17 protein-coding genes are annotated in these 25,419 nt (G+C 45.9%); 8 read left to right on the top strand and 9 right to left on the bottom strand.

The genetic code is table 11. The features are described from left to right. Nucleotides 1-242 precede the first annotated feature (242 nt). Together JGK20_RS13080 and JGK20_RS13075 are read right to left on the bottom strand one after the other, a co-directional pair. Nucleotides 243-1,823: a GUN4 domain-containing protein gene (locus tag JGK20_RS13080; RefSeq protein WP_293230726.1), complete on the bottom strand. Its 1,581-nt coding sequence runs from the start codon at nt 1,821-1,823 to the stop codon at nt 243-245. Nucleotides 1,824-1,829: 6 nt separating this feature from the next. Further along, nucleotides 1,830-2,243, bottom strand: a complete 414-nt coding sequence (locus JGK20_RS13075) for a hypothetical protein (protein ID WP_293230722.1) — start codon at nt 2,241-2,243, stop codon at nt 1,830-1,832. Between the two features lie 280 nt (nt 2,244-2,523). Here JGK20_RS13075 and ispG point away from each other — a divergent pair, with 280 nt between their 5' ends. The 3 genes from ispG to ctpC all read left to right on the top strand — a co-directional run bounded on the left by ispG (nt 2,524) and on the right by ctpC (nt 5,437). Beyond that, complete coding sequence (gene ispG, locus JGK20_RS13070) at nt 2,524-3,747, top strand: (E)-4-hydroxy-3-methylbut-2-enyl-diphosphate synthase (RefSeq protein WP_293230719.1); 1,224 nt, start codon at nt 2,524-2,526, stop codon at nt 3,745-3,747. Nucleotides 3,748-3,749: 2 nt separating this feature from the next. Further along, nucleotides 3,750-3,995, top strand: coding sequence for a hypothetical protein (locus JGK20_RS13065; protein WP_293192015.1), 246 nt, complete (start codon nt 3,750-3,752; stop codon nt 3,993-3,995). Between the two features lie 86 nt (nt 3,996-4,081). Continuing rightward, a complete protein-coding gene (gene ctpC / locus JGK20_RS13060; RefSeq protein ID WP_293182738.1) occupies nt 4,082-5,437 on the top strand; it encodes a carboxyl-terminal processing protease CtpC in 1,356 nt (451 codons plus the stop codon). 535 nt (nt 5,438-5,972) lie between these two features. On the opposite strand, the gene JGK20_RS13055 is transcribed toward ctpC, so the two are convergent. Next, complete coding sequence (locus JGK20_RS13055; RefSeq protein WP_293230716.1) at nt 5,973-7,325, bottom strand: tyrosine-type recombinase/integrase; 1,353 nt, start codon at nt 7,323-7,325, stop codon at nt 5,973-5,975. Between the two features lie 665 nt (nt 7,326-7,990). On the opposite strand from JGK20_RS13055, the gene JGK20_RS13050 reads away from it, so the two are divergent. Continuing rightward, complete coding sequence (locus JGK20_RS13050; RefSeq protein WP_293230713.1) at nt 7,991-10,510, top strand: heavy metal translocating P-type ATPase; 2,520 nt, start codon at nt 7,991-7,993, stop codon at nt 10,508-10,510. Nucleotides 10,511-10,602: 92 nt separating this feature from the next. Here the strand turns inward: JGK20_RS13050 and JGK20_RS13045 are convergent, their stop codons facing one another. Next, a complete protein-coding gene (locus JGK20_RS13045) occupies nt 10,603-10,950 on the bottom strand; it encodes a hypothetical protein (protein WP_293158409.1) in 348 nt (115 codons plus the stop codon). Between the two features lie 104 nt (nt 10,951-11,054). Here JGK20_RS13045 and tmk point away from each other — a divergent pair, with 104 nt between their 5' ends. Together tmk and JGK20_RS13035 are read left to right on the top strand one after the other, a co-directional pair. After that, nucleotides 11,055-11,699 (top strand): dTMP kinase, encoded by a 645-nt coding sequence (gene tmk, locus JGK20_RS13040; RefSeq protein WP_293196238.1) that lies wholly within the window; start codon nt 11,055-11,057, stop codon nt 11,697-11,699. Nucleotides 11,700-12,101: 402 nt separating this feature from the next. Next, nucleotides 12,102-12,245 carry a hypothetical protein gene (locus tag JGK20_RS13035; RefSeq protein ID WP_293182746.1) on the top strand — a complete coding sequence of 48 codons (144 nt, stop codon included), beginning with the start codon at nt 12,102-12,104 and terminating at the stop codon, nt 12,243-12,245. Between the two features lie 1,462 nt (nt 12,246-13,707). On the opposite strand, the gene JGK20_RS13030 is transcribed toward JGK20_RS13035, so the two are convergent. After that, entirely contained in the window at nt 13,708-14,604 is an 897-nt protein-coding gene (locus JGK20_RS13030; RefSeq protein WP_293230711.1) for an aspartoacylase, read from the bottom strand. Nucleotides 14,605-14,806: 202 nt separating this feature from the next. Between JGK20_RS13030 and JGK20_RS13025 the strand changes: the two genes are divergently transcribed. Further along, nucleotides 14,807-15,754, top strand: coding sequence for a LysR family transcriptional regulator (locus JGK20_RS13025; RefSeq protein ID WP_293192009.1), 948 nt, complete (start codon nt 14,807-14,809; stop codon nt 15,752-15,754). A gap of 421 nt (nt 15,755-16,175) precedes the next feature. Here JGK20_RS13025 and JGK20_RS13020 read toward each other — a convergent pair whose 3' ends face one another. From JGK20_RS13020 to JGK20_RS13005, 4 genes are all read right to left on the bottom strand, one after another. Further along, complete coding sequence (locus JGK20_RS13020; RefSeq protein ID WP_293230709.1) at nt 16,176-20,444, bottom strand: Ig-like domain-containing protein; 4,269 nt, start codon at nt 20,442-20,444, stop codon at nt 16,176-16,178. A gap of 65 nt (nt 20,445-20,509) precedes the next feature. Continuing rightward, a complete protein-coding gene (locus JGK20_RS13015) occupies nt 20,510-21,454 on the bottom strand; it encodes an Rpn family recombination-promoting nuclease/putative transposase (RefSeq protein ID WP_293230706.1) in 945 nt (314 codons plus the stop codon). Nucleotides 21,455-21,500: 46 nt separating this feature from the next. After that, a complete protein-coding gene (locus JGK20_RS13010; protein WP_293225486.1) occupies nt 21,501-22,193 on the bottom strand; it encodes a response regulator transcription factor in 693 nt (230 codons plus the stop codon). Continuing rightward, complete coding sequence (locus JGK20_RS13005) at nt 22,183-23,289, bottom strand: HAMP domain-containing sensor histidine kinase (RefSeq protein ID WP_293230703.1); 1,107 nt, start codon at nt 23,287-23,289, stop codon at nt 22,183-22,185. Before JGK20_RS13005 ends, JGK20_RS13010 begins: the two co-directional genes overlap by 11 nt. 355 nt (nt 23,290-23,644) lie before the next feature. Between JGK20_RS13005 and kdpA the strand changes: the two genes are divergently transcribed. Then, complete coding sequence (gene kdpA / locus JGK20_RS13000; protein WP_293230700.1) at nt 23,645-25,405, top strand: potassium-transporting ATPase subunit KdpA; 1,761 nt, start codon at nt 23,645-23,647, stop codon at nt 25,403-25,405. Nucleotides 25,406-25,419: the final 14 nt, after the last annotated feature.

Below are 25,419 nucleotides of genomic sequence, written 5' to 3'. Positions count from 1 at the left end.
AAAAGTCTCTTTCAACTGAAGAATTATTTAAGGATATGCGCGGGAAAGTAAAATATTTTGAAGATTTAACTACGCCAACATTTATTTGATCGAGTATTTTGTAAGGTGCGTCGCTATGAGATTGTCGATTTTTGTTTAGGAATTTTCGAGGCGACGCACCCTACGACTGCTATTGTTTCAATATTAGTAATGTTTCCGATCATTTTAAAGTTCATTCTACAGGAAACATTATGTTAAGAATTTTAGAAGCAATCCAAGTTGAACCAAAGCATATCTTCTGTTGCGGGTTTTCTTGCCATACCTAAATCTTCCCCCTGATAAGAGTACCAACCAAAAAACCACCTACCAGGGAAATGTCCTTTTGGAAATGTGTGTGGGTTTCCCCGATACTTGTCACCCATGCCCCAGTCTAAATCCCACCCAACACGATCTAAAAATTCATACAACTTTTCATTGACTTCATCACGAATAAACTTCTGTATGCTAAAACCAAAATTATCATTGCTATATTTTATCCAAAGTTGGTTGATTGTGCGGAAGTCTTCACAGAAATTTTCCTTAATATCGAAGATATCAAAATAGCCTATTTTTTCTTTACCTGCGATTAGCAACATAATTCTATTTGTCTCTTCATCAGCTTCTGCCCACTCTTCAGTTGCCAGTAAATCGCGCAACTTAGTGTAGTCTACTCCGCGTTCGGACTTGAGGGGAACATCAGGCTCAATAGAAGTAGGATTAGAAGGTGCAGCTTGCGGGGATTTGTTAGTTTTAGTAGGATTTTCCGAAGTCAGGGGATCTAGTATTGGTAGTGCCCGTATAGGAGTAGGATTTGGAGGTGCAGGCTGGGAATATTTATCGGTTGCAGCACTATTTTTAGAACTTGGTTGATCTGGTATAACTTCTGCCTGTATCTTTGCAACGGCAATTCTTTCGATCGCATTCACAGCCTGCATATCAGCCGGAGATACTGCTAACACGCGAATCCACAATTGTTTTGCTAGATCCAAATCTTTATGGACTTCAGCATAGAAAGCATCATTTTTCATCATTGCAACATCAGCTTTAGTTGCATATTGCGGGCAAAGAATCAAGTGATACTTGCTGGCAGGCTCAGCAATAATATCAGGTGTTTGTCGCGTATCACTTTTTTTGTATTGCCGAATCAAATCGGGAACTCGCCCCTTCAAATAATCATTCAATTGTTCAACAGTTGCACATCGACCTTCTTGAGCGCCTAACCCTTCCAGCAGTGCTTTTGTAAAAATCCCTTGCTGTAAATCATCAATTTCATAGGAATACTCATCAGGACTGCAAGAGAAAATTGTAATGACTCCCTTTTCTCGCGCAACTTGAGCGGCTTGATTTCCCACTCCTTCTCCCGATTTACTTCCTTCACCTTCACGACAAGCATCTAGAATTAGGACAATATTATCAGCGCCGCAGCGACCCAAGCGTTCTGTCACGTAATTAATCGAAATTGCTGTATGTTCAACATCCCCCGGATCGCTGTCACAAGCCATCAGGTAATCACACCCTTTATGGCGCATTCCGTGTCCGCTAAAGAAAAACCAAAAGTTATCCCCAGCTTCCATAGATGGTTTTTCAAACATTGTCTTCAAAACTCGTCTCAAATTGGTAAAAGAAGGACGAGTTGACATCCCTTTATCTGGCGGCAAGTCATCGGACAACAAAAAAACTCCATCGAATCCCGCTTCTTTGACAAGAAAGTCTCGCATTAACTGTGCATCCCGTTTGGCATACTTCAGCGATTGCGAGAACTCATATTGATTAATGCCAATTGATATTGCCCTATTTCTTCCCATTTCACCTTAAGACTTACGTTTAAACCTTAACAATACAGTTCTGGTATCTGCAACTTTTGCCCCCATAGCCATTAAACTGAAAGAACCTTCAGCATTAATACCAACCGACAACTCAATTTCAGATAACTCGATCGCCTTCATGTCAGCTTCCTGATCCGCTGCACTGAACATTTTATCAACCGTTTTCATGAACTCAGCCAGTTCTTTTTCTAATTTTTTGATACTGACTTTGTGCAGCCGCAAGCTATCCACTGCTTTTGTCACCTGCTTGTGTGCAGACTCAGTTGGCTGTGCATCCCAATAACTAGAGTAATCCAGCCCTGTATGTGCCCCAATCTTCGCACCCTCCAAATCGGGTGCTTCCGGTGACTCATCGGGAGTATCGCTGCTAGTCGCAATGCTAATCATTTCATCGGGCATAACTGCTGAAGACTCCAAACTATTTATATAATTTTGCCAGATCCTAACCCAGATCGTAACGAGAAATTTTACCCAAAATCTGTATCAACCTATCTTCGCCTTCCCGGTGATGGCTGCGTAACACGACGGGGCCAAGCTACATCATGTGAGTGAGAGGTACGGGAGCATTTTTATCCCAAAACCCAAAACCTGTTTGTCCAAACAGGTCATTTCTATGGCAACCTAAAAAACAGCAGACACAATTTTATAAACTTTAATTAGAGAACACCAGCCATCAATTATGCAAACTCTGCCCAATCCAACTAAAACCGTATCTAGCCAACCAGTATTCGACACCAGCATCAAACGCCGCAAAACCCGTCCCGTCCAAGTCGGCAGTATCACGATCGGCGGAGGCAACCCAGTCGTCGTACAATCGATGATTAACGAAGACACCCTCGACATCGACGGATCGGTCGCAGGAATTCGGCGACTGCACGAGATTGGCTGCGAAATCGTCCGCGTTACGGTGCCCAGTATGGCCCACGCCAAAGCTTTAGCCGAAATTAAGCAAAAATTGCACGAAACCTACCAAGCCGTGCCCCTGGTTGCTGATGTCCACCACAACGGGATGAAAATTGCGCTGGAAGTGGCAAAACACGTAGACAAAGTGAGAATCAATCCGGGGCTTTACGTGTTCGAGAAGCCGAAAGCCGACAGAAGCGAATACACTGACGCGGAATTCGCCGAAATTGGGGATAAAATCCGCGAAACCCTGGAACCTCTGGTGATTTCCCTGCGAGATCAAGGTAAAGCTTTGCGGATCGGCGTCAATCACGGTTCCCTCGCGGAACGGATGCTGTTTACCTACGGTGACACCCCGGAAGGTATGGTGGAATCGGCCCTGGAATTTATTAGAATTTGCGAATCCCTCGACTTCCGCAACATCGTGATTTCCCTGAAAGCCTCCCGCGCGCCGGTGATGGTGGCTGCTTACCGCTTGATGGCGCACCGGATGGACGAATTGGGTATGGATTACCCGCTGCATTTGGGTGTTACGGAAGCTGGCGATGGCGAATACGGGCGCATCAAATCCACGGCTGGTATCGCACCGCTGTTGGCTGACGGTATCGGCGATACTATCCGCGTCTCGCTGACTGAGGCGCCGGAAAAGGAGATTCCTGTCTGCTACAGCATTCTGCAAGCTTTGGGATTGCGGAAAACTATGGTTGAGTATGTGGCTTGTCCTTCCTGCGGCCGCACTTTGTTTAATTTGGAGGAAGTGTTACATCAAGTGAGAGAGGCGACGAAGCATCTCACGGGTTTGGATATTGCAGTGATGGGCTGTATTGTCAATGGGCCGGGCGAAATGGCTGATGCTGATTATGGCTATGTCGGGAAGCAACCGGGTTTTATTTCTCTGTACCGGGGGCGGGATGAAATTAAGAAGGTTCCTGAGTCTGAAGGTGTGGCAGAATTGATTAATTTGATTAAGTCGGACGATCGCTGGTTTGAACCAGAGTAGGCTTGACTGGATATAGTTTTGAGGTTTGGGGCGGGCAAGATGCCCACCCCACAACTCTTGTGGTGGCACAGGCATCTTGCCTGTTGCTTTTGGGGCGGGCAAGATGCCCACCCCACAACTCTTGTGGTGGCACAGGCATCTTGCCTGTGGCTTTTGGGGGCGGGCAAGATGCCCACCCCACAACTCTTGTGGTGGCACAGGCATCTTGCCTGTGGCTTTTGGGAATACAACTCGGCAAAGTTGAATAAATATGTATCCAAAATCCGACCAAGCCTTGCCTGTGTTAGATTGGGCGTGATTATTCTGAACTCTTTTCCTCCCGCGCGTCAGACAAATGGTTATAACAAAACGAGGGCTTGTTCTAAGTGCAGCAGCGGTGTTACTCACTGCTGCAACTCTTGCCAACACTGGTTGCAGTTCTAAATCCCTGGCTTCTTTTAGGGGAAGTCCTAAAGAATTGGTTGATGAAGTTTGGCAGATTATTGACAAAAGTTATGTTGATGGCACTTTTAACCAGGTTGACTGGAAAGCGGTGCGGAATGATTATTTGAACCGGACTTATACTAGCGATGAGGAAGCTTATAAAGCAATTCGAGAAATGCTGAAGAAGCTGGACGATCCTTATACGCGGTTTATGAACCCGGAAGAGTTCAAAAATATGCAGGTTGAAACTTCTGGTGAACTCACAGGAGTTGGGATTCAGTTGACTCAAGATGAGAAAACTAAGAAGTTGGTGGTGATTTCTCCCATTGAGGATACTCCTGCTTTTACTGCTGGTATTCTAGCAAAAGATATCATTACTAAGATTGATGGCAAAACTACTGAAGGGATGGATACGAATCAAGCGGTAAGTTTGATTCGCGGCCAGGCTAATACTGAGGTGACTCTGACTATTTTGCGGGACAAAAAGGAAATAGATTTTAAGCTGAAACGCGCTAAAATTGAAATTCATCCCGTGCGGAAGTCGGTGCAGAAAAGCCCGATCGGCGAAATCGGCTATATTCGCTTAAATCAGTTTAGCGCGAACGCTGCATCGGAAATGCGATCGGCAATTAAGGATTTGGAACAGAAAAAGGTGACGGGTTATATTCTAGACTTGCGTTCCAATCCGGGTGGGTTGCTCTACGGCAGTATTGAAATTGCTCGGATGTGGCTCAAAGAAGGTACGATCGTCTCTACGGTCGATCGCGTCGGTGAAGCCGATCGACAAACCGCAAACAAAGGAGAGATTACCGACAAACCTTTAGTTGTCCTCGTAGACGGCGGTTCAGCAAGTGCTAGCGAGATTCTATCCGGCGCTTTGCAAGACAACAAGCGCGCGGTTTTGGTGGGAACCAAGACGTTTGGTAAGGGTTTGGTTCAGTCAGTACGCGGTGTGGGAAATGGTGCCGGTTTGGCGGTGACAATTGCCAAGTATTTTACTCCCAACGGCACTGATATCAACCACATGGGAATTAAACCGGATTTTCAGGTTGAACTCACTGACGCTCAAAAACAGGAGTTGCGGCGCGATCGCGATAAAATTGCTACGACGGCCGATCCGCAGTACGCGAAAGCTTTGGAAATTTTGACCAATAAAGTTACTGGTAAAACAGGAGATAGTAAGGCTGAGTCGAAACCGCAGGCGACGCCTTCTAAGCCCGCTGCGGCGCAGTCTAAACCGAGTGCGGCACCTGCTAAATCTAAGTAGTTTTTAGTCACAAAAACTTCAGTAAAGAAGGACTAAAGTCCTCACTACGAACCTGGTTTGAAGGACTAAAGTCCTCACTACGAACCTGGTTTGTAGTGAGGACTTTAGTCCTTCCAAGTTCGTTTATTGCGGTTGACATTTACCAGCGCGAATTAAACCGATGCGTCGGGCGATCGCATCTTCAGCAGAATCGTAAGGGCCCCACTGTTTTATAATAGTGATATAGTTGTTATTTGCCAACGCTTTCAGCCTCTTCTCACCCAAATTCTATCACAGCTCTATCAAATCAGCTATTTTAGGCATCGCGATCGCCCTTGTGGGGCTGATTCACTATTACCCCTTGACCCATCTATCAACTTGCTACAGGCAAACCTATCTATCAATATTCTAGAGTCCGGTAAGTAAGGTGCGATAGCAACTTTATTGGCTGTTTATTCTACCTATAAATTACATATGTAGGCTACATATGTATATTAAGATGGGAGTATAGACAATAAAAAACCCGCCTTATTAGGGCGGGCTAAGTAGGGCTGGGTTAGATGTTGGGGAAGTTAGCAGTTGTATCAACCCCTAAGTAATGACGCTGAATGACTTCTATGCTGTTACCGCAGGCGGTGGCTAGCAAGAGTAAGTCAGCGCCACTATGAGCCATCAAGGTAATGAAAGTGTGACGGCAACTGTAAAAGGGTAGGTAGCCATTTATTAAGCCGTCGGCCGCAAGTTGAGTCACTACCCCGCCGCTACCAGAAGATTTCCCATTCCAAACATCCTTTACCGAGTTATTGTCCCAGGAGCGGCCATTCAACTTAACGAAAACCAAATCGGTAGGTTTAGCATCAGCAGGCTTGATCCGATTCAGAAACTCGGATAGCTTAGGGTATATCTTAAATATGCGAGTTTCGCCAGTTTTTGGAACTTGCATATTTTTGCAACGCCCATTGTACGACTTGCTAAACCGGATGTAATCTTTATTTCGCCCCAAAAATACATCTTTCCATTCCAGCGCGAAGGCCTCACCACTTCGACATCCCGTCAAGAATCGAAATTCAACCAGGGGGGCTAACAGCCGGGGCGCTGCATTTTTATGCTCATAAAAAGCATTGATAATGGTGTCTCGTTCATCCCTGACAAATGCACGGCGGTCTCGTTCCTCTGAATCGGTTTCTTTGTCCACTGAGTCCCACCAACGTAGGTCGGTACTGCCATCGTCGTTAACCGTAGGTTTATACTTGTTAGTTTTGTTTTCGGTGACGCCACCAACGATTACAAACGGGTTAACCGCTAACTTGGTTTTACCTAAGGACTGTAAACGGATAAAGGCTTCAGAGAGGGCGACTAACGTGGCCTTTTTTTGGACTAGGCTTCGATCGCTCTTTAGCAAGGTCTCACTTTCGGCATGGGAAATTGGCATATCCCAAATAGAGTATTGAGTTTCACTAAAAGTCTGCTGTTTGTTATTCCACTTAAACCCTTTAACTATGTTTGTATACGTTTTAAGAAAATTATTCTCAAACGTAGTTGGCTGTAACTGGGGTTGCTTCCAAATCAGGTAATCCTCCCACATTGTCCCTACCGTCATCTCAGGCCCTGGATCGGGTATGGGCGTCGCTAGCTTCAACTCAGCAGCGTACTTGGTCTTTAAGCCGTACTTGGCAAAGGTTGGGTCAAACAGCTTCTGCCAGTCGGAGTGCTGTAAGTCCTCTTCTATTCGCCATGCAATTGCGATCGCCTTTTGGAAATTCTCAGGGGTATCCTTCATAGCTAGCCCCTGATGCTTCCGCTTGCCGCCAAAGATGGGATTGTACTTTGTACTGAATTGTAACCGGAGGCTACCATTGTCAGACTGTACTTTGATTGTCTCAGGGACATGGTTACTTTTTGCTTGCATATTCTGTTTTCAACGTTCTGTAAAGGCTTAAGCTTCTATCAAGCTTCTATCAAACTAGCTGTTTATTGCTATTTGATAGTCCATACGTAGGTTACATATGTAGATATAAAAGCATTATAACATAATCGTTCCCACTGTTCTATAATAGTGGGGCTTTGCTGTGCGATTTGAGCCGGCAAAATCTCGCAATTACCAGCAGGACGTTTGACAATATAAAATTTATCTGATTCTGTCATAGCTAAATTTCTCACCTAAAAGTTCAATACTAACTAATCGTACCGTTGAAACCGCGTCTGTACAAACGATGTCCGTGCCAATCGGACTAAAGACAATTACCGTCTAATCTTCAACCCCCTCTTAGAGTGCGTGAGTGTCTGTATAGATACAGTTTCAACCGTACATCCAATCTTCAGAATTAAGATAAGAATTAAAAAAAACTAACACTTTCGGAAGATGCCAGAAATTTTATCTATGATAAAAATATAGACATTTGTCTAAACTGTGCATTATATCAATTCTGGTTGTATCGGAATTATTTAACCGCAGAGAACGCAGAGGACACAGAGGGAGAGAAGAGAGAGATGAATAATTACTCGGCTAGACGGAATTGATATAATGCACTTTCTGTTCTCACCAAAATATTCTAATCAATACCGAAGAAACCCATGCAATTTATTCCCAAAACAGTCCCCGAAAATCAATCACAAATCATCCCAGTTAAAGAATCTCCCCCGCCAGAAGTTGTTACTTTCGATGTCGGTGGGATGAAATGTGCGGGTTGCGCTGCATCAGTTGAACGCCAACTCATGCAGCATTCAGGCGTAATTTCGGCTTGCGTTAACTTGGCCGTAGAAGTCGCAACAATTGAGTGTCAACCGGGGACTGTCGATGCAGAGGCTTTAGCGAAAAAGTTGACTAATAACGGATTTCCCTCTCAGTCTCGCTTAGGTGAAAATCAGCGGGAAGCAGAAGCGGCGGCAATTGAACGGCGGCGGCAAGAAATTCGACAGCAAATCAATCAATTGTCGATCGCCCTTATTCTAATTATTCTATCCGGTTTAGGACACATACTCGGCACCAAAGCCCCAATTCTCAGCAACATTTGGTTTCACTGGGGACTCGCCACCCTCGCATTGCTGCTACCTGGCCGCCCGATTATCGTTGACGGCTGTCGCAGTTTGTGGCGAAACGCACCAAACATGAACACTTTGGTAGCTTTAGGCGCAGTCACGGCTTACACGGCTAGCAATGCGGCGCTGCTGTTTCCACGCATGGGATGGGAGTGCTTTTTTGACGAACCGGTGATGCTTTTGGGCTTTATCTTGTTGGGCAAAACTCTCGAACAGCAAGCCAGACGGCGCGCTGCATCAGCTTTGCAAGCTTTAATCGCACTACAACCAGCGACAGCCCGCTTAGTTGATTTTAAACTGCCGATTTTAGATTTGGACTCTCAAGAATTGCCTGCAAACTCGACATCTGCGGTCTACAATCCACAATACATTGAAATTCCAGCCGATCGCGTCCGAGTCGGAGAATGGCTGCAAGTTTTACCCGGTGAAAAATTTCCGGTAGACGGCGAAGTCTGCGAAGGTAAAACAACCGTAGATGAATCGATGCTGACTGGCGAATCGATGCCAGTTTTGAAGCAACCAGGAGATACAGTCGCGGCGGGAACTATTAATAAATCCGGGGCAGTTGTGATGCGGGCAACTCGCACCGGTCAGGAAACAACTGTAGCTCAAATGGTGGCTTTGGTACAAGCCGCCCAAACTCGCAAAGCGCCGATTCAACACTTAGCTGATACTGTCGCCGGATATTTTGTCTATGGCGTAATGGCGATATCGGCTTTAACTTTCCTATTTTGGTATTTCGCCGGAACTCATATTTGGCCTTCTGTGCTTTTAGGACACAATATGGGGCATGGGGCATCGGGCATGGGGCATGGGGCATTGGGCATGGGAAATCAATTATCAATTACCGATTACCAATCGCCTTTGCTGTTAAGTTTGAAATTGGCGATCGCAGTTTTAGTCATTGCTTGTCCTTGTGCTTTGGGACTGGCTACCCCAACTGCAATTTTAGTCGGTTCTGGCATCGGGGCGGAGCGCGGACTTTTAATTCGCGGTGGCGATGTTTTAGAACGAGTGCATCAATTAGATACTGTGGTTTTTGACAAAACTGGGACTCTGACAACTGGAAATCTCACACTCACTGATTATTTGCCGATTTTCCAGAATTCAGAGTTGGATTTGAACTCGGATATTAATGTGGGAAACAAACAAGATATCTGTTCCACAATTTCCACAATTTCCACAATTGACTCAAAACTGCTGCAAATTGCGGCGGCGGTGGAAAGAGGCGCTTGTCATCCCATCGCCGCCGCGATTGTACTGGAATCTCAACAGCAAGGTTTGCCGCTGCTAGCTGCTGAGGATTTCTACACGGAACCGGGCTTCGGGGTTTCTGCTTTAGTGGAGGGCCAGCGGGTGTTCGCGGGGAATGCTGAGTGGATGAACCAGCAGGGCGTCGCTGTGGCTGCGGAACTTTTGGAGTCTTGCCAAGGCAAAACGGCGGTTTACGTGGCTTCTGGGGGTGTTTTGCTGGGGGTAATCGGGCTAAAAGATACTCTGAGGCCAGATGCTAAGGCGGCAGTCGATCGCCTGCGGGGCATGGGATTGCGGGTAATCATGCTGACGGGCGATACGGCGTCGGCGGCGTTGGTGGTGGCGCAGCAGCTAGGTTTGGCGGCTGCTGATGTTTTGGCCGAAGTGCGACCGGAGGGGAAGGCTCGGGCGATCGCCAGTTTGCAAGCCCAAGGCTGTAAAGTGGCTGTAGTGGGAGATGGAATCAATGATGCCCCGGCTTTGGCTCAAGCTGATGTCGGTATCGGTTTGCACTGCGGGACTGATGTCGCGGTTGAGACTGCTCAAATTGTGCTAATGCGAAATGCTTTGATGGATGTTGTTGAGTCGATCGACCTTGGTCGCGCTACTTTTAATAAGATTCGCCAAAATTTATTCTGGGCTTTTGCTTATAATACTCTGGGAATTCCAATTGCGGCCGGTCTCTTGCTGCCTGCAACTGGAATTTTACTCAGTCCTGCGGCAGCAGGCGCATTTATGGCGTTTAGTTCTGTTAGCGTTGTTACCAATTCTTTGCTGCTGCGCCGGAAGTTTCGAGGTTAAATTTAGACCTTCCAAATAAAAGTCATCAGTAATTAGTCATTAGCCAGGAACTAATGACTGATGACTGATGACTGATGACTAATGATTTATGGCTACAGTGCCATACTCTCCAAAAGCCGCCAGTTATTGTTTTTCATAACTGAACGACTGACTAGCTCGAACATTTGACGGCAGTGGTTATTGGTTTGCAGGGGCAATTCCTCGTTTTTGATTACGAAGTTCATGCGAACTTCTGAGTCACTAGCCGTGTTTTTCTCAATTAGGACTTCGGCGGTGACCAGTTTCGGAATCGAAACTTGACCCGGAAGTTCGCGAGCCATCAGGGAATCTCCTGTATTGTAGATAATATCAAGATTGCATGACTCTAAAATTTCAATCAGGGATTGACGGAGACGGTCGATCGGAACTGCAACGATAAAAAAACCAGTATAGCGAGCCATAGAAAACTCCAACCATGAGGCACTGAGACTTTATTATCATACCGAACCTAGAACAGATATACGGGAGGATTCATATTTATTTTATTGAGGTGCAAAGTTAGGCAATGAAGGGCAAACTTATCGTATTTGAGGGGGTAGAAGGTGCTGGAAAAACTACACAAATGCAGCGATTGATACATTGGCTGCAAGTAAGTTATTTTCAGAAAGTCCGGTTGGTGGCTACTCGCGAACCGGGGGGTACGGAGTTGGGAAAAGGACTGCGGCATTTGTTACTCAAACAAGATCCGGGTGAATCTGTATCTGATGTAGCAGAATTACTCATGTACGCTGCCGATCGCGCTCAGCACGTCGAAACTTTTCTTAAACCCGAGTTATCGAAAGGAACGATTGTTTTATGCGATCGCTTTACAGACTCCACGATTGCTTATCAGGGCTACGGCCGCAATCTTAATTTAAATTTAATTAAGCAGTTGAATGCAATTGCCACCGGCGGCTTGGAAAGCGATCTGACTTTGTGGCTGGATATTAATGTGGAGGCGGGTTTGACAAGGGTAAGGGCCAGAGGAGAGCGCGATCGGATCGAGCAAGCTGATTTGCAGTTTCACAAGCGCGTACAGCAAGGTTTTACGGAGTTGGCCGAGGAACATAAATCTCGAATTTTCCGGATCGATGCCGATCGCCCTGAAGATGCGATCGCCCAGCAAATTCAAGGTATCGTAAGTCACAAGTTAGAAGTTTGGGGATACTAAATAATCCCAATTCGGAAAATTAGAATGACATAGGCGGCCAGAAACCGGGTTTTTTAGGAAATATTTCCTAAAAATTCTCAATATCGATGAAAAACCCGGTTTCTTCCTTTTGTCCCAGCGCCGTGAATATAATTAACCGAAATTAACCGACAAAAAATCCCAGCACTTTACTGGTTAAAACCTGAATACATTCCCATACGCTTGGGTTAAGCTTTTTTGATGATAGGGCTGCCCAGAGATCGATCGCAGTGTCTCTTTTTCACATCCTTGTTATCCGCAAGACAGTCTTATCGCAAGCGTGTTGTCTTGTATACAAGATTCGCCCGTGGGGACAGCACTACCGATTTTTTTTGCTAACCAGATATCTAAACAGAGAGGAAATCTCCAGGGGCGATCGCCTGATTGCCTGCTGAGTCTACAGAAACGCGAGTAATTGCCATAAATCCCCAAGCTAAAAATACCAGTTTAATTGACAGGTATTTGGTCGATCGGGCTCCCAAAGCCTCCCAGAAGACAGATTCGTGGGGTTGTAGGGCGATCGGCTAATAGACTTCTTGCAAAAATATTTAGGACGATGCTCAAAGCCCATCCCACAAAAATCTTTTTTCTTGTGGGATGGGCTTCTAGCCCGTCCCAAAATTTGATTAATAAGGACTTTTGCAATCTTGTCTAATGTTTCGGAATAGTTGCTGCTGTGGTTTCTAGACTGTTATCCCATTTGGGTTGGCTGTTGTTGTCAAAATGTACTCAACTTGCTAACAACCTGCTATACTCATACTATAACCTACATATGTACATTAAATATGGACTATCAGGTGGGAATAAACAGCTAGTTTGATAGAAGCCTGATAGAAATTTAAGCCCTTACAGAACGTTGAAAACTGAATATGCAAGCAAAAAGCAACCACGTCCCTGAGACCATAGGAATTCAATAAAGAATGGTATTAAGTACGTCTACCCTGGTATTGTTTCGGGATTGGCTGATTCTGGCGCGATAAGTTCTCGCTTATCTATCTACCATACCCGCCATACGTTCATCACCCTACAAGCCCACGCTGGCACTGACTTACTTCTGTTAGCTACCGCCTGCGGTAACAGCGTAGAGGTCATCCAACGCCATTACCTAGGGATTGACACAACGGTTCAACTAACTGACATCTAACCCCCCCCAATCCAGCCCGCCCTAATAAGGCGGGTTTTTTATTGTCTATATTCCCATTCGATAGTCCATATGTAATCTGCATATGGGGTTTTCACCCTGAATAAACAGCCAAAACAAACCTACCTACCGCTTCCTGTAGTACACATTCCCCGCAGTAATACAAAATCATTCATTTCCGATAGCATCTCGCGTTTATTAGCCCCGGAAAAGGGTAAAAACAGCCCCTTAAAGCCCGATTACATCGCCAACATACTTGGGGGGGATTTGCTCACTACCTCTCACCCTACCTACCCACCATCTACCCACACCTTTTTGCCTACATTTACCTAATACTTATTGACTTGAAGTTAATTAACATTATTACACAGGCGAGATGATACGTCACTTCATAAATTCATTGTTTGAATTCATAAAAGTCATAACCCTAATGTCATAAAAGTCATATTTTGAATCATTGGGGAGTTATATCTATCATGCCCGATCGAAAGATGAGGTATGTAGTTGGGCTTTAGCCCTCTTAGTTTCGTCGTTATATAAGCTTTCAGTCATACCTCATATTTTTGAGAAAGGCTGTCTATCATGTCCGCTCGAATTACCTTAGTAAGATTGGTTCGATAGTTGGAAATTCTGTCCTGGGATGGATGCGGACTGAAGTCCTCACTACAAACCTTAGTAAGATTGGTTCGATAGTTGGAAATTCTGTCCTGGGATGGATGCGGACTGAAGTCCTCACTACAAACCTTAGTAAGATTGGTTCAATAGTTGGAAATTCTGTCCTGGGATGGATGCGGACTGAAGTCCTCACTACAAACCTTTTTTATTGCTGGTAATTGACGGGACAGGATTTTATGCAGTTTCAAGGTGAAGCTGTTGTTTTTTCGTCAAAAGCATCGCTATGTGCTTTTCATAATAAGCAGCTTCGTTAATGAATACAGGGAAAACTGTAGATTCTCCTTGATAGGGGAGCGATTCTCCCGTAAATGTGAGAAACATCGGTTCACCGGGATGTAAGGGTTCGTAATCTTTAAACTGAAGTTGGGGATGGATAGTGGCTTGCATTTCACCTACAGCATTTCTCGGGTAGTCTACGGAAACGATCGCCTGATATGCAGTTAAATATGATGGTATAACTAGCGGATTGCCCCGATTTGTGGCATCGAGATAATCTACAATGGTGCGAACCAGCCTTTCGGTTTGCTGAAACAGATGGGCATTAACGACTCCCTGGGCGATGGGCCCAACTTCTATCGTGCAACCAAAAGCAGATAGCGATCGCAACATTGGCGAATCCTGACCATCCTCATCTCGGAAACAAACTCGAACTGAGCGATCGAGTTCGCTTAAATAGGCTAATAATTGTAAATTGAATGGATGTTTGCTAGACGGTAAAATTGTCAGCCCCATGTTCGCCGTTGTGCTGTGGAGGTCGATAATGAAATCAGCCCCGTTTTGGTCTTTAGGACATAGTTGGGCGGAGATTTCCTTAGCGCGTGTGTCCTCGTAACCCGTCAAGTCTGGGTTAGCCAAATCTGCGCGGCTAAAGCAACGGTTCAAATCGCGATCGACATAACGCCGATTCAGCGCCACCGCTTTCGGGTTGGCTAATAAGGCAACTGTCTCAAAGGTCGATCGTTTCAGCAAGTCTGGGAATTGTTGAAACTTCTTAGTCAGGTAAACTCCTGTTAACTCATTTCCGTGGGTTCCTCCGACAACTGCAACTCGTCGAATTACGTGCGACAACATAAATAATCCTCGTTTTGTGATAATTAAAATCGTAATTATTCGCCAAACCTTCTAACTATTAATTCCAGAATAAACAAGTTATTATTAGATGTCAAATACTTTTTTTAATATAAGAATATACTCAAGAAGTATGGCAGTATCTACTCAATAACCGCTATAGTAATTATTCATTTCCAAGTTTAAAGTTTAACATCTAAAATCTATGGAACTTCGCCATCTCCGTTACTTCATTGCAGTGGCAGACGAACTGAGCTTTACCAATGCGGCAAAGCGATTGCACATTTCGCAACCGCCCCTAAGCAACCAAATTAAAGATTTGGAGACTGAATTGGGCGTGCAACTATTCGATCGCAAAAGTCACCCAATTGGGCTAACTCCAGCAGGACAGGCGTTTTTAGAAGAATCTCGTGCAACTCTGGCACTGTTAGAACAAGGGGTACATAAAACCCAGCGCATTCATCAAGGTGAATTGGGTCACTTGACGGTGAGTTTTACGAGTTCGATCGCGAATGGTGTCTTTCCAGAGATGCTGCGAACGTTTCGACAGCGATATCCAGAGGTAAAACTGATTTTACAGGAAGAAAATAGTGCTTTTCTAATTCAGAGATTGCGCGATCGCCAAACTGATATCATTTTTCTGTATCTCTACCACGAAATCTCGGAAGACAATGATTTAGAAACGATGTCTATCACGGAAGAACCACTTGTCGCCGTTTTACCTAAAAACCATCCGCTGGCAGCCAAATCCCAAATTTCGCTTGCTGACGTAAAAAATGAAGAATTTGTCATGCCCCTGCATCAAGTTGTGGCGGGTTTGTCTGAACAAATTTACCATCTATGTTCGCAAGCAGGATTTGTGCCGAAAGTTGTTCAAACAGCCGTCTTTATGGTCACGATTTTGGGGTTGGTTGCAGGCGAAACTGGTATTAGCATTCTGCCATCTCACGTCCAGAATCTTCAACGCAAAGGAGTGGTCTATCGTCCGATTCTGGAACAAACGACAACCACTAACTTAACTGCGGTTTGGCGGCAGAATGATTCATCGACTATTTTGCAGCAATTTCTGGAGATTATTAAAAGCCTCTCAATTTATCAGCCGGAAACATCGATTATTTCAGCGTCAGAATTAGAAGTAGAGTGTGTCAGCTAGAGAGATTTTTGCGACAAACTGATATCGTTTCCGGTTGCATAGGAATTATTATTAATCTCTCTATTCTCTCTCTGTGTCCTCTGCGCCCTCTGCGGTTAAATCATTCCCATACAACCGGAAACGATATGACAATCTAAAAACTGACGCACCACAGAATAAATGGTGCGTCAGAATGGGATTTTTTGTATGTGAGAATGCTCTTTCCTGACGCACCCTACGGCTAATTTTATCGCCCAAACAGGATAAAATCACTGCGCTCGATCGCACTACCAGCCACTGTATTCGTAGAAGTAGGGTGTGTCAGAAGCGTGAGATTTTCGCGACCAATTCATCATCTCGGAACTGACACACCATTTATTCCATGGTGCGTCAGTTCCGAGATTGTCCGTGATGATTGAGATTAAACTGACGCACCCTACGGCTAGTTCGATCGCCCAAACAGGATAAAATCACTGCGATCGATCGCACTACCAGCCACTTTATTGACCGTAGCCAACAGTTGACCGTTCTGAGAAATCGCGATCGCACCTGCATTAGGGCTTTGGGTAATAGTGAGTTGAGCAAAAGTTAAACCGCCCGCTAACACTAGCAAATCTTCACCTTTAGTGAAATCAGCAATGACATCGCTGCCTTCACCTGCGGTTAAAATAAAGCGATCGCGCCCAATGCCACCACTGAGAATATCGTTACCTAAACCCCCAGTCAAAGTATCATCACCCTTACCGCCGTACAGAGTATCATTGCCCTCATCACCGCAGAGGTTGTCATTACCGCCGTTACCAAACAGCAAATCGTTACCCGCACCGCCACAGAGGGAATCTGGAGATCCGTTTAAGTCGTGAAGCGTAGCTATCCCGTAGGGAATCGCGCGATCGCCGAAAATAGTATCGTCCCCATCGGCGCCGCAAATGCTGTCGCTGCCGCGATCGCCCAACAGCAGATCGTTGCCCGTACCCCCCACCAGAACATCATCGCCCTTACCGCCGTTCAGCGTATCGTTGCCCTCTCCACCGCCCAGAGTATCCGCAGCATCTCCTCCATTCAAGAAGTCGTTACCAGCACCGCCAAACAGCAAATCGCGTCCGGTAGAGTCCGGGCTAGACGGGTCAAAACTGCCTCCAAACAAGCAGTCGTTACCCTCAGCCCCCACCAGAGTGTCGTTTCCCTTGTCACCCCAAATCAAGTCATCGTCTTTGCCACCGATCGCCACATCATCGCCTTTACCACCGAAAATGAGATCGTCGCCGGCATCCCCGTTGAGGTAATCATTACCTCTGCCGCCAAATAGCAAGTCTTTGTCTGCATTCGGGCCAAGAGGGATATTGCTGGGCCGCCCGCCATAAATATTGTCGTTACCGCTTCCGCCCAGCAGAATGTCGTTCCCGTTGAAACCGTTGATAGCGTCGTTGAGATTGCTACCGATGAGGAAATCGTTGCCCTCAGTGCCGTTGAAAGTGCGATCGACTGAATTCGGCCCTGGAATCGAATCGATCGCAGGTAAGGTAATTTCGTCGCAAGTGCGATCGTCGGCATTACCGCCACCAACGCTGTCAGAGTCAACAGGATTTGGAGTCGGAGTCGGAGTCGGAGTTGGACTTTCCGCCGGAGTTGTTACCGGAGTCGGAGTTGTTACCGGAGTCGGAGTTGTTACCGGAGTCGGAGTTGTTACCGGAGTCGGAGTTGTTACCGGAGTCGGAGTCGGAGTCGGAGTTGGACTTTCCGCCGGAGTCGGAGTCGGAGTCGGAGTTGGACTTTCCGCCGGAGTCGGAGTCGGAGTCGGAGTCGGAGTTGTCGCCGGAGTCGGAGTCGGAGTCGGAGTTGGACTTTCCGCCGGAGTTGGAGTCGGAGTCGGAGTCGGAGTCGGAGTCGGAGTCGGAGTTGGAGTCGGAGTCGGAGTCGGAGTCGGAGTCGGAGTTGGAGTCGGAGTCGGAGTCGGAGTCGGAGTCGGAGTCGGAGTCGGAGTTGGAGTCGGAGTCGGAGTCGGAGTTGGAGTCGGAGTCGGAGTCGGAGTCGGAGTCGGAGTCGGAGTCGGAGTTGGAGTTGTTACCGGAGTTGGAGTTGGAGAGTTGTTGACAACAATACTTGCTGTGACGATCGCAGAATCAGCTTTTCCGTCATTAGCTTTGTAGGTAAAAGAGTCTGTCCCTGCAAAACCAGCATTCGGAGTGTAACCGAAGGAACCGTTAGCATTGAGGGCGATCGACCCTTTAGTCGGCAGGGCCACCAAAATCGCAGTCAACGGATCGTTTTCCGGGTCTGTATCGTTAATTAAGACTCCCAAGCCGGCCACATTGAGAGGGGTATTAAAAGGAGTTGTATAGTTGTCAGGAATCGCGACAGGCGGGTTATTGTTGACGTTTACAGTCACGGTAGCTGGTGGAGAGCTAACTATGCCGTCGCTGACTGTGTAGCTAAATGTGTCTGTTCCAGTAAAGCCTGCCTTAGCAGTATAGGTGAAAGAACCGTCTTTGCTGAGGGCGATCGACCCTTTCGTCGGGTTGGCCGCCAACGCAGCAGTCAGCGTGTCCAAGTCCGCGTCGGAATCGTTGGCTAAAACTCCCGGCAATATTTCGCTGAGGGCTTTTCCCGCACTGGTGCTGTAGGTGTCAGGTTGTGCGATCGGCACACTGTTGGTAACATTAATATTCACCGTAGCGGGGATAGTCGCAGCGCCGTCGCTAGCGCTATAAATGAAAGTATCAACTCCGACAAATCCGGGGCTGGGAGTGTAAATGAAGTCACCCTTGGGATTGAGTACGAGTTTACCTTTAGTCGGTTGTGTGACAACAGCAGCAGTCAACGTGTCGAAAATGTCGGGGTCGAAGTCATTGAATAAGACGGATGGAAATCCGGTCAACACGCGATCGTGCCTGACGATGTAAGTGTCGTCATTGGCGATCGGCGTACTGTTGGTAACATCAATATTCACCGTACCAGGGACTGTCGCAATGCCGTCGCTAACGGCATAAATGAAAGTATCAATTCCGACAAAGCCTGGATTAGGAGTGTAAGTGAAATCCCCTTTCGAGTTGAGTACGAGTTTACCTTTAGTCGGGGCTGTAACGAGTGCGGCACTCAACGTGTCGAAAAAGTCGCTGTCGAAATCATTCAATAAGACAGATGGAAACCCAGTCAGCACTTTATCGTGCGTGACTTTGTAGATGTCGAGATTGGCTTTTGGCGGAGTGTTAGTAACATTAATACTCACCGTACCGGGGACAGTATCAGTCCCGTCGCTAAGGCTGTAGATGAAGGTATCAATTCCGACAAAGCCAGGATTAGGAGTATAAGTGAAATCGCCGAAGGGATTAAATAAGAGTTTACCGTTGCTAGGAGCTTTTACTAAGCCGAGAACTAACTGACCAAAAAAGTTATCGCTGTCTGTGTCATTGATTAAAAACGATGGAAATCCGTTGAGCACTCGATCGTGCAACACGGTATAAGTGTCAGGAGTTGCCACCGGGAAGCTATTAACAGATATCTGGCCCAGCCTAAAACTGGCACTTGCTTGATCCGTCGCATCCCCGAAAAATAAGAAGTTTGGCTGGCTGTAGGGATTGTAGGGCAAAGGTGGCTGGCTGGTTGCTGGATTAAATGCCGTGTAGTTCCGTAGCGGCTGATTTGTCAGGTTTGGTATGGCTGCGCCATCAGCAAACAGGGTGTAAGTGCTTCCTTGAACAACAAGTTTGTAGTCGGTTGGATTGCTGATATTAACAGGTGCATTTTCCCCGCGAGTAAACAGAGTTGGGGATGCGCCACCGTTTTGAGCAAAAATGCCTCCAAAAGGGTCGAGGTTGCGGTTGGTGAAACCGAGTTCAATGCCGTTTTGACCGTCGCTGCTAATGGCGATGATGCTGAAACCGGCGCGATCGTTACTATTACTGTTTTCAGCCCCAACCAGCATCCTAAAAGAAACGCTGTAACCGTTGATGCGGTTCAGGGGTGGTAAAGCTGGGTTGATTGGAGTAAATATTCCTATTGGTGGCGGAGTGTATTGATAATTCGTGTACCCTGCATAACCTGTGGTGCTATTAGCCCCCGTTACGCTACCAGTATCAATGCCACTGTTGGGGAAGTACGCACCAGTAGCTAAGACGCATGCCCCTATACCGGGAGATCCAGCAGGCGGTGGAAAGTTACTTGCCCCGTCGTAGAGGATATTGCCGAAAATAAATTGATAAGCGGCCATTGTGGCTGGGTCGATCGCCATTCCAGCAACAATCCTTCCCGTTGTATAATCTAGCAGCCAATCTCCGCCTAAAGCTGAATTGCCGATCGGCCCCCTGGAAGCAGCGATTTTTGCCTTTGTTAGCTGACTCAGTTGCTGCACGAAGTTAGCGCCCGCATCGCCCGCCGCTACCTCGCACCCGTACAGCAAAATCTCTGCACTCTCTGCCAGCGATCGCGACCATTGCTGCAATTTTTCATCATAAAAGTTTAAATTTGTCAAGTTTAGATCGATCGCGCCTAGTTGCAAACTCGCCGATCGACCGTGGGAGATAATATGAATGCTTTTAATATTGCTGCGACTCCCTAGCACTTCCGTAATTTGTGCTACTCCATCCCGCGCTGCATCAAGGATAATTACTTCTATTCCGGCGGCCATACCGTTGCAAAGATTGTGGATATCGGGTACGGCAGAGTCGAAAAAGGCGATCGAACTCATAACAGAATTGATAAAATTTGGCACAAAACACCTCTGGTTTGATGACCGTCGATAACTTAAATATATGCCAAATATACCAAACTCAGATATTAAATGTCATCCGTAAAATTTCGGGAATGTTGCTGCAACCAAGTCACCAAATCTGAAACACTTTCAAAATCAAACATCGCATCTCCTAAATCATCCAAATTCTCAAGATTCAACTCGCATATCTGTGTCTGAATGTCTGGAGAAATTTCACCAATTAGCCTCCTAATATTCCGGACTATTAATTCTGACTTGCCTCGTTCCATGCCTCGTTCCATGCCTCGTTCTATAGCTTGCTGAGCCGCTAGATCGATCGCCCCTTGTTGATCTTGAATCCAAAACTCTTGTTTTTGCAATTCATCTAAGTCTTTTTGACTCAGATTCGTGTCGTTAGCAATCTGAAAAGCTCTTTCAATTTCTGGCACCGCAACCATTGTATCGGGAACAGTTTCTAGGTTACTGGTATTTTTGACAAAATAAATCCACTTGTCCGTCAGCGTTGTCAACTGATCCAATTCCTTTTTGAATTTTGGCAGTTCGATAAACACCAACTCAATCTCGCTATCGGGATAATCGAATAATCTTTGTGTTTCTTTGAAAGCAAATCTCGAAATTACTTCCAATTGATTGGGAAACATTTCAAAGTCTGTGATATTCAAAGCAATTACTGGCCTGAGTCTTTGATAGCGATCGCTTAGATTTAATTGCATTCCATAAGTTTTAGCAGCATTATATAAAACTCGCTTACGATATTTTGCCACGTTCAAAACTTGGATTGTGACAATCACAGTTTTGCCATCATTAATTTTAGCTTTGACATCTAAATAAGTGTCTTTACTTCCAAAAATCTCAGCAGATAAATAAGGAGGGATGATTTCTAAATCTTCGATCGCAGATTCGCCTGCATAAAGCATAGCGTTCAAAAAACTCATCAAAATTTCTCGGCTTTCGTTAGAACAGAATATCTTCGTGAAGGCCAAATATAGTTTGGGATTGATAAAACCCATAGTTTTTAGCGATCGAGGTTTTGTCTATCATTATAAACTACCAGACTTAAGATTGACTGCCTAACAGTTCCTCTGCTACCAATCCTTTCTGAATAGCGAGCACTGCTGCTTGAGTGCGATCGCGCACTTCTAACTTTTGCAAAATCGCGTGGACGTGCACCCGCACAGTCCCCGGAGCGATGTACAATATTTGTGCAATCTCCTGATTGCTTTTCCCGCCCGCAACTAAGGCTAATATTTCCTGTTCCCTCGGAGTCAGCGGATTGTCTAAAACTTCCCATTTACTCGCGCTTTTGACAGGTTCGGGATTACTAAAAACCGCCCGAATTTCCGCAGTTGCGGCCTTGTCCCACCAAGAAGCGCCCGCCGCTACCGATCGAATTGCCAAAACCAAAGTTTCTGCGGCAATTCCCTTGAGACAATATCCTTGGGCTCCCGCAGCAATCAACCTTTCAATTAACGTTTTTTGGGCGTGAGATGTTAAAATTAAAACCGGAATTTCTGGATGTCTCTGTTTAATTTGCCGACAGGCTTCAATGCCACCAATTCCCGGCAAACCGACATCGAGAACCACCACATCCGGCAAGTGTTCCTGAGTCAATTCTACCGCCGTTTCTCCATCTTCCGCCTCGGCAATTATTTGCAAGGAACTTTCTTGCTGCAATCTGGTTTGCAGTCCCAACCGAAATAGTTCGTCGTCTTCAACTAAGAGAATTCGCAAGGGAGAATTAGGTTTCATTGGCGGAGATAGCTGGTAGTCGGAATCCAAACAAGGCACCTAAAGGCAATTTGTTTTCTGCCCAAATTATACCGCCGTGGGCGTCAATAATTTGGCGAGATAAGTATAACCCCAATCCCGATCCTTTGGCTTGCCGATCGCCATTTCCTTGATAAAAACGCTCGAACAAGTGGGGCAGCTCATCGCTAGTAATTCCCAACCCGCTATCGATAACTTTCACCACCTGATCGGTTGCGTAAGATTCCATGACTATTTCTACTTTACCACCTCGGGGAGAATGGTTGATCGCGTTTGTTAGCAAATTAACAAAAACGCGCTGGAGTTGCACTTCATCGCCGTTTACCCACAAAGAACGGCGAAAGTCAGACTCTCCGTAACTTATACTAATATAAACTCGGCGCGCTGCCGATAAATGGATGAGTGTGGCAATTACTTCTTCTGCTAAAGCTGCTAAATTTACGGGCGCAAGTTGCAGTTTTAAACCTTCGGCATCGTTGCGGTAAACATCCAGCAGCGTTTCTACTAATTGTAGTGACATTTTTTGCGATCGCGCCATTGTTTCGAGAACTTTTTGTTGGCTGGTAGTCACTTCCCCAAAGTTTGCTCCCTGAAAAGCTTTGATTGTTTCAATTGCGCCCAGCATCGGCGTTTTCAAGTCGTGACTCAAAGTAGAGACAAAATCCTCTCGGATGCTGGCTAGCTGCTGCTGAGATTGCAACTGCGCTTTGGCGATCGCGATCGCTTCTTGATACTGCTGGGTGCGATCGCTCAAATATGCCGTGACTCCCAAAGCCATAACTGCGATCGCCCTATTTGCAACAGTCGCTAGGGCGATCGTTTCTCCATAGGGAACAAACAAGTTCAACAGCGTCAATGCTGCTGCTAACAGCGTAATTTGCAACTTTCCCAACCGACTCAACCGCGAATTTGCCAGTAAAATCGGCCCTGTATACAAATACCCAAACAGATATTCTGACGGCGTGGTAAATTCCAGTGCTATAACGATCGCGAATAAAATTGCGATCGACCACCTTCCGCGCAAATACTTTTCTTGAAACACCAAAATTTTGGGAATTTTCAATAAGCTGTCAAACATCTCTAATTAATCCATTTTAAGCTTGTAAAATATCAACCAATACAGTTAACTTAAAAACAATCTGATTCATGAAAAATGCCTGCATCGCCTATAAAATCGCGATAGTAAATTCGTCAAAAAGCGTTAAGTAAACCGTATTGAAATATCAACTACATTTTGGCGCAAAAAACAGCGTTTAGACAGCATTTATACCTGCAAGTATAGATTTAATACATTGGCTAAACATTCGCCTATCAGTAAAAGTATAGGTAAAAAAAGCAGAATTAATAAACAGTAATTTATACCTTAAGACAGATTATCAACAACCCCAAACCTCAGTAAAGTAATCACTAAACGAGGAATTTTTAACACACTTATGTTACAAGGCTTAATTCAAATTGCATTAACCCTAATCATTTTAATCGCGATCGCGCCCGTGTTCGGCAACTACATGGCACGGGTGTACATGGGAGAACGAACCATTCTCGACCCCGCAATTAAACCACTAGAACAACTCATCTATAAAGCCAGCAATATTCGGTCTGTAGATTCCATGACAGGCTGGCAGTATGCCCGATCGCTATTATACAGCAATGCAGCAATGGGCATATTTGTATTCTTGATTTTCATGCTTCAGGGACTGCTGCCTTTAAATCCCACCAGCCTCAGCGCACCAACCTGGGATACGGCGCTGCATACAACTATTTCATTCCTCACAAATACCGACCAACAACATTACTCAGGCGAGACAACATTCAGTTATTTATCCCAGTTAACCCTGGGTTTTTTAATGTTCACCTCAGCAGCCACGGGTTTAGCAGTAGGAATTGCCTTTATTCGGGGACTGACAGGTCGCCCCCTCGGCAACTTTTATATCGATTTAATTCAATCTATCACCCGGATTCTGCTGCCACTTTCTTTGATAATTGGCTTGTGCTTACTAATTTCTGGAGTGCCGGAAACCCTAGCCGGCCCAGCAGTTGCGCGTACCTTAGAAGGCGGCACTCAAGTAATTGCTCGCGGCCCAGTCGCTCACTTTGAAAGCATCAAACAACTGGGAGAAAACGGCGGCGGATTCTTTGCCATTAACTCGGCTCACCCTTTTGAAAATCCCAACCCTTTTACTAACCTGCTGGAAACACTAGCAATGGTTTCTATACCAGCAGCACTAATTCACACCTACGGCAGATTTGCTAACAATAAAAAGCAGGGATGGCTGATTTTTGGGATGGTGTTTGCCATCTATGTAATTTTGATCGGCATTGCAGCAGTTGGCGAATATCAAGGCAATCCCCAAATTAATAGTTTGCTCGGTTCCGTGCAACCAAACTTAGAAGGGAAAGAAGTTAGATTCGGTTGGGCAGAAACTGTACTTTGGGCTGTCACTACGACTGGGACAATGTGCGGGGCTGTCAACGGAATGCACGATTCTTTAATGCCGCCAGGGGGTTTTGCTACTTTGTTTAACTTGTTTCTCCAAATTGTTTGGGGCGGACAGGGAACGGGAACGGCTTACTTATTTATTTACTCCATTTTGAGCGTATTTCTCACCGGATTGATGGTGGGGAGAACGCCGGAATTTTTGGGACGAAAAATTGAAAAGCGGGAAATTGTTTTAGCTAGCGTTGTTTTGTTGATTCACCCGATCGCAGTTTTAATCCCCGGCGCGATTACCCTCGCCTTTCCCGACAGCTTGAGCGGCATCAGCAACCCAGAATTTCACGGCATTTCGCAGGTGATGTACGAATACGCTTCAGCGGCGGCTAATAACGGTTCTGGCTTTGAAGGATTGGGCGATTCTCAACCCGCACCGACAGGACTTTGGTGGAATTTAAGCACTTGTTTTAGCTTGCTGATGGGGCGCTACGTTCCAATTGTTGCACTGCTGCTGTTAGCTGACAGCATGACGAACAAACAACTGGTTCCTGAAACAACCGGAACACTGAGAACAGATTCGATTTTGTTCACCAGCGTCACCGCAGGAGTAATCATCATTTTGGGCGCGCTGACATTTTTCCCAGTCCTAGCTTTAGGGCCGATCGCAGAAGGATATGAAATCAGCAGCGGCAAGTTTGAAGCCGCACCCGTAACTGCACCCACAACACCTTTAGCAACACCAACTGCTCAACCTCAATAGCTAAAAAACATCAA

This window comes from Microcoleus sp. PH2017_05_CCC_O_A (assembly GCF_020738785.1).
In the GTDB taxonomy this organism is placed as follows: Bacteria; Cyanobacteriota; Cyanobacteriia; order Cyanobacteriales; family Microcoleaceae; genus Microcoleus.
Note: the sequence above shows the minus strand (reverse complement) of the source record. Positions and strands in the feature narration are given on the sequence as shown.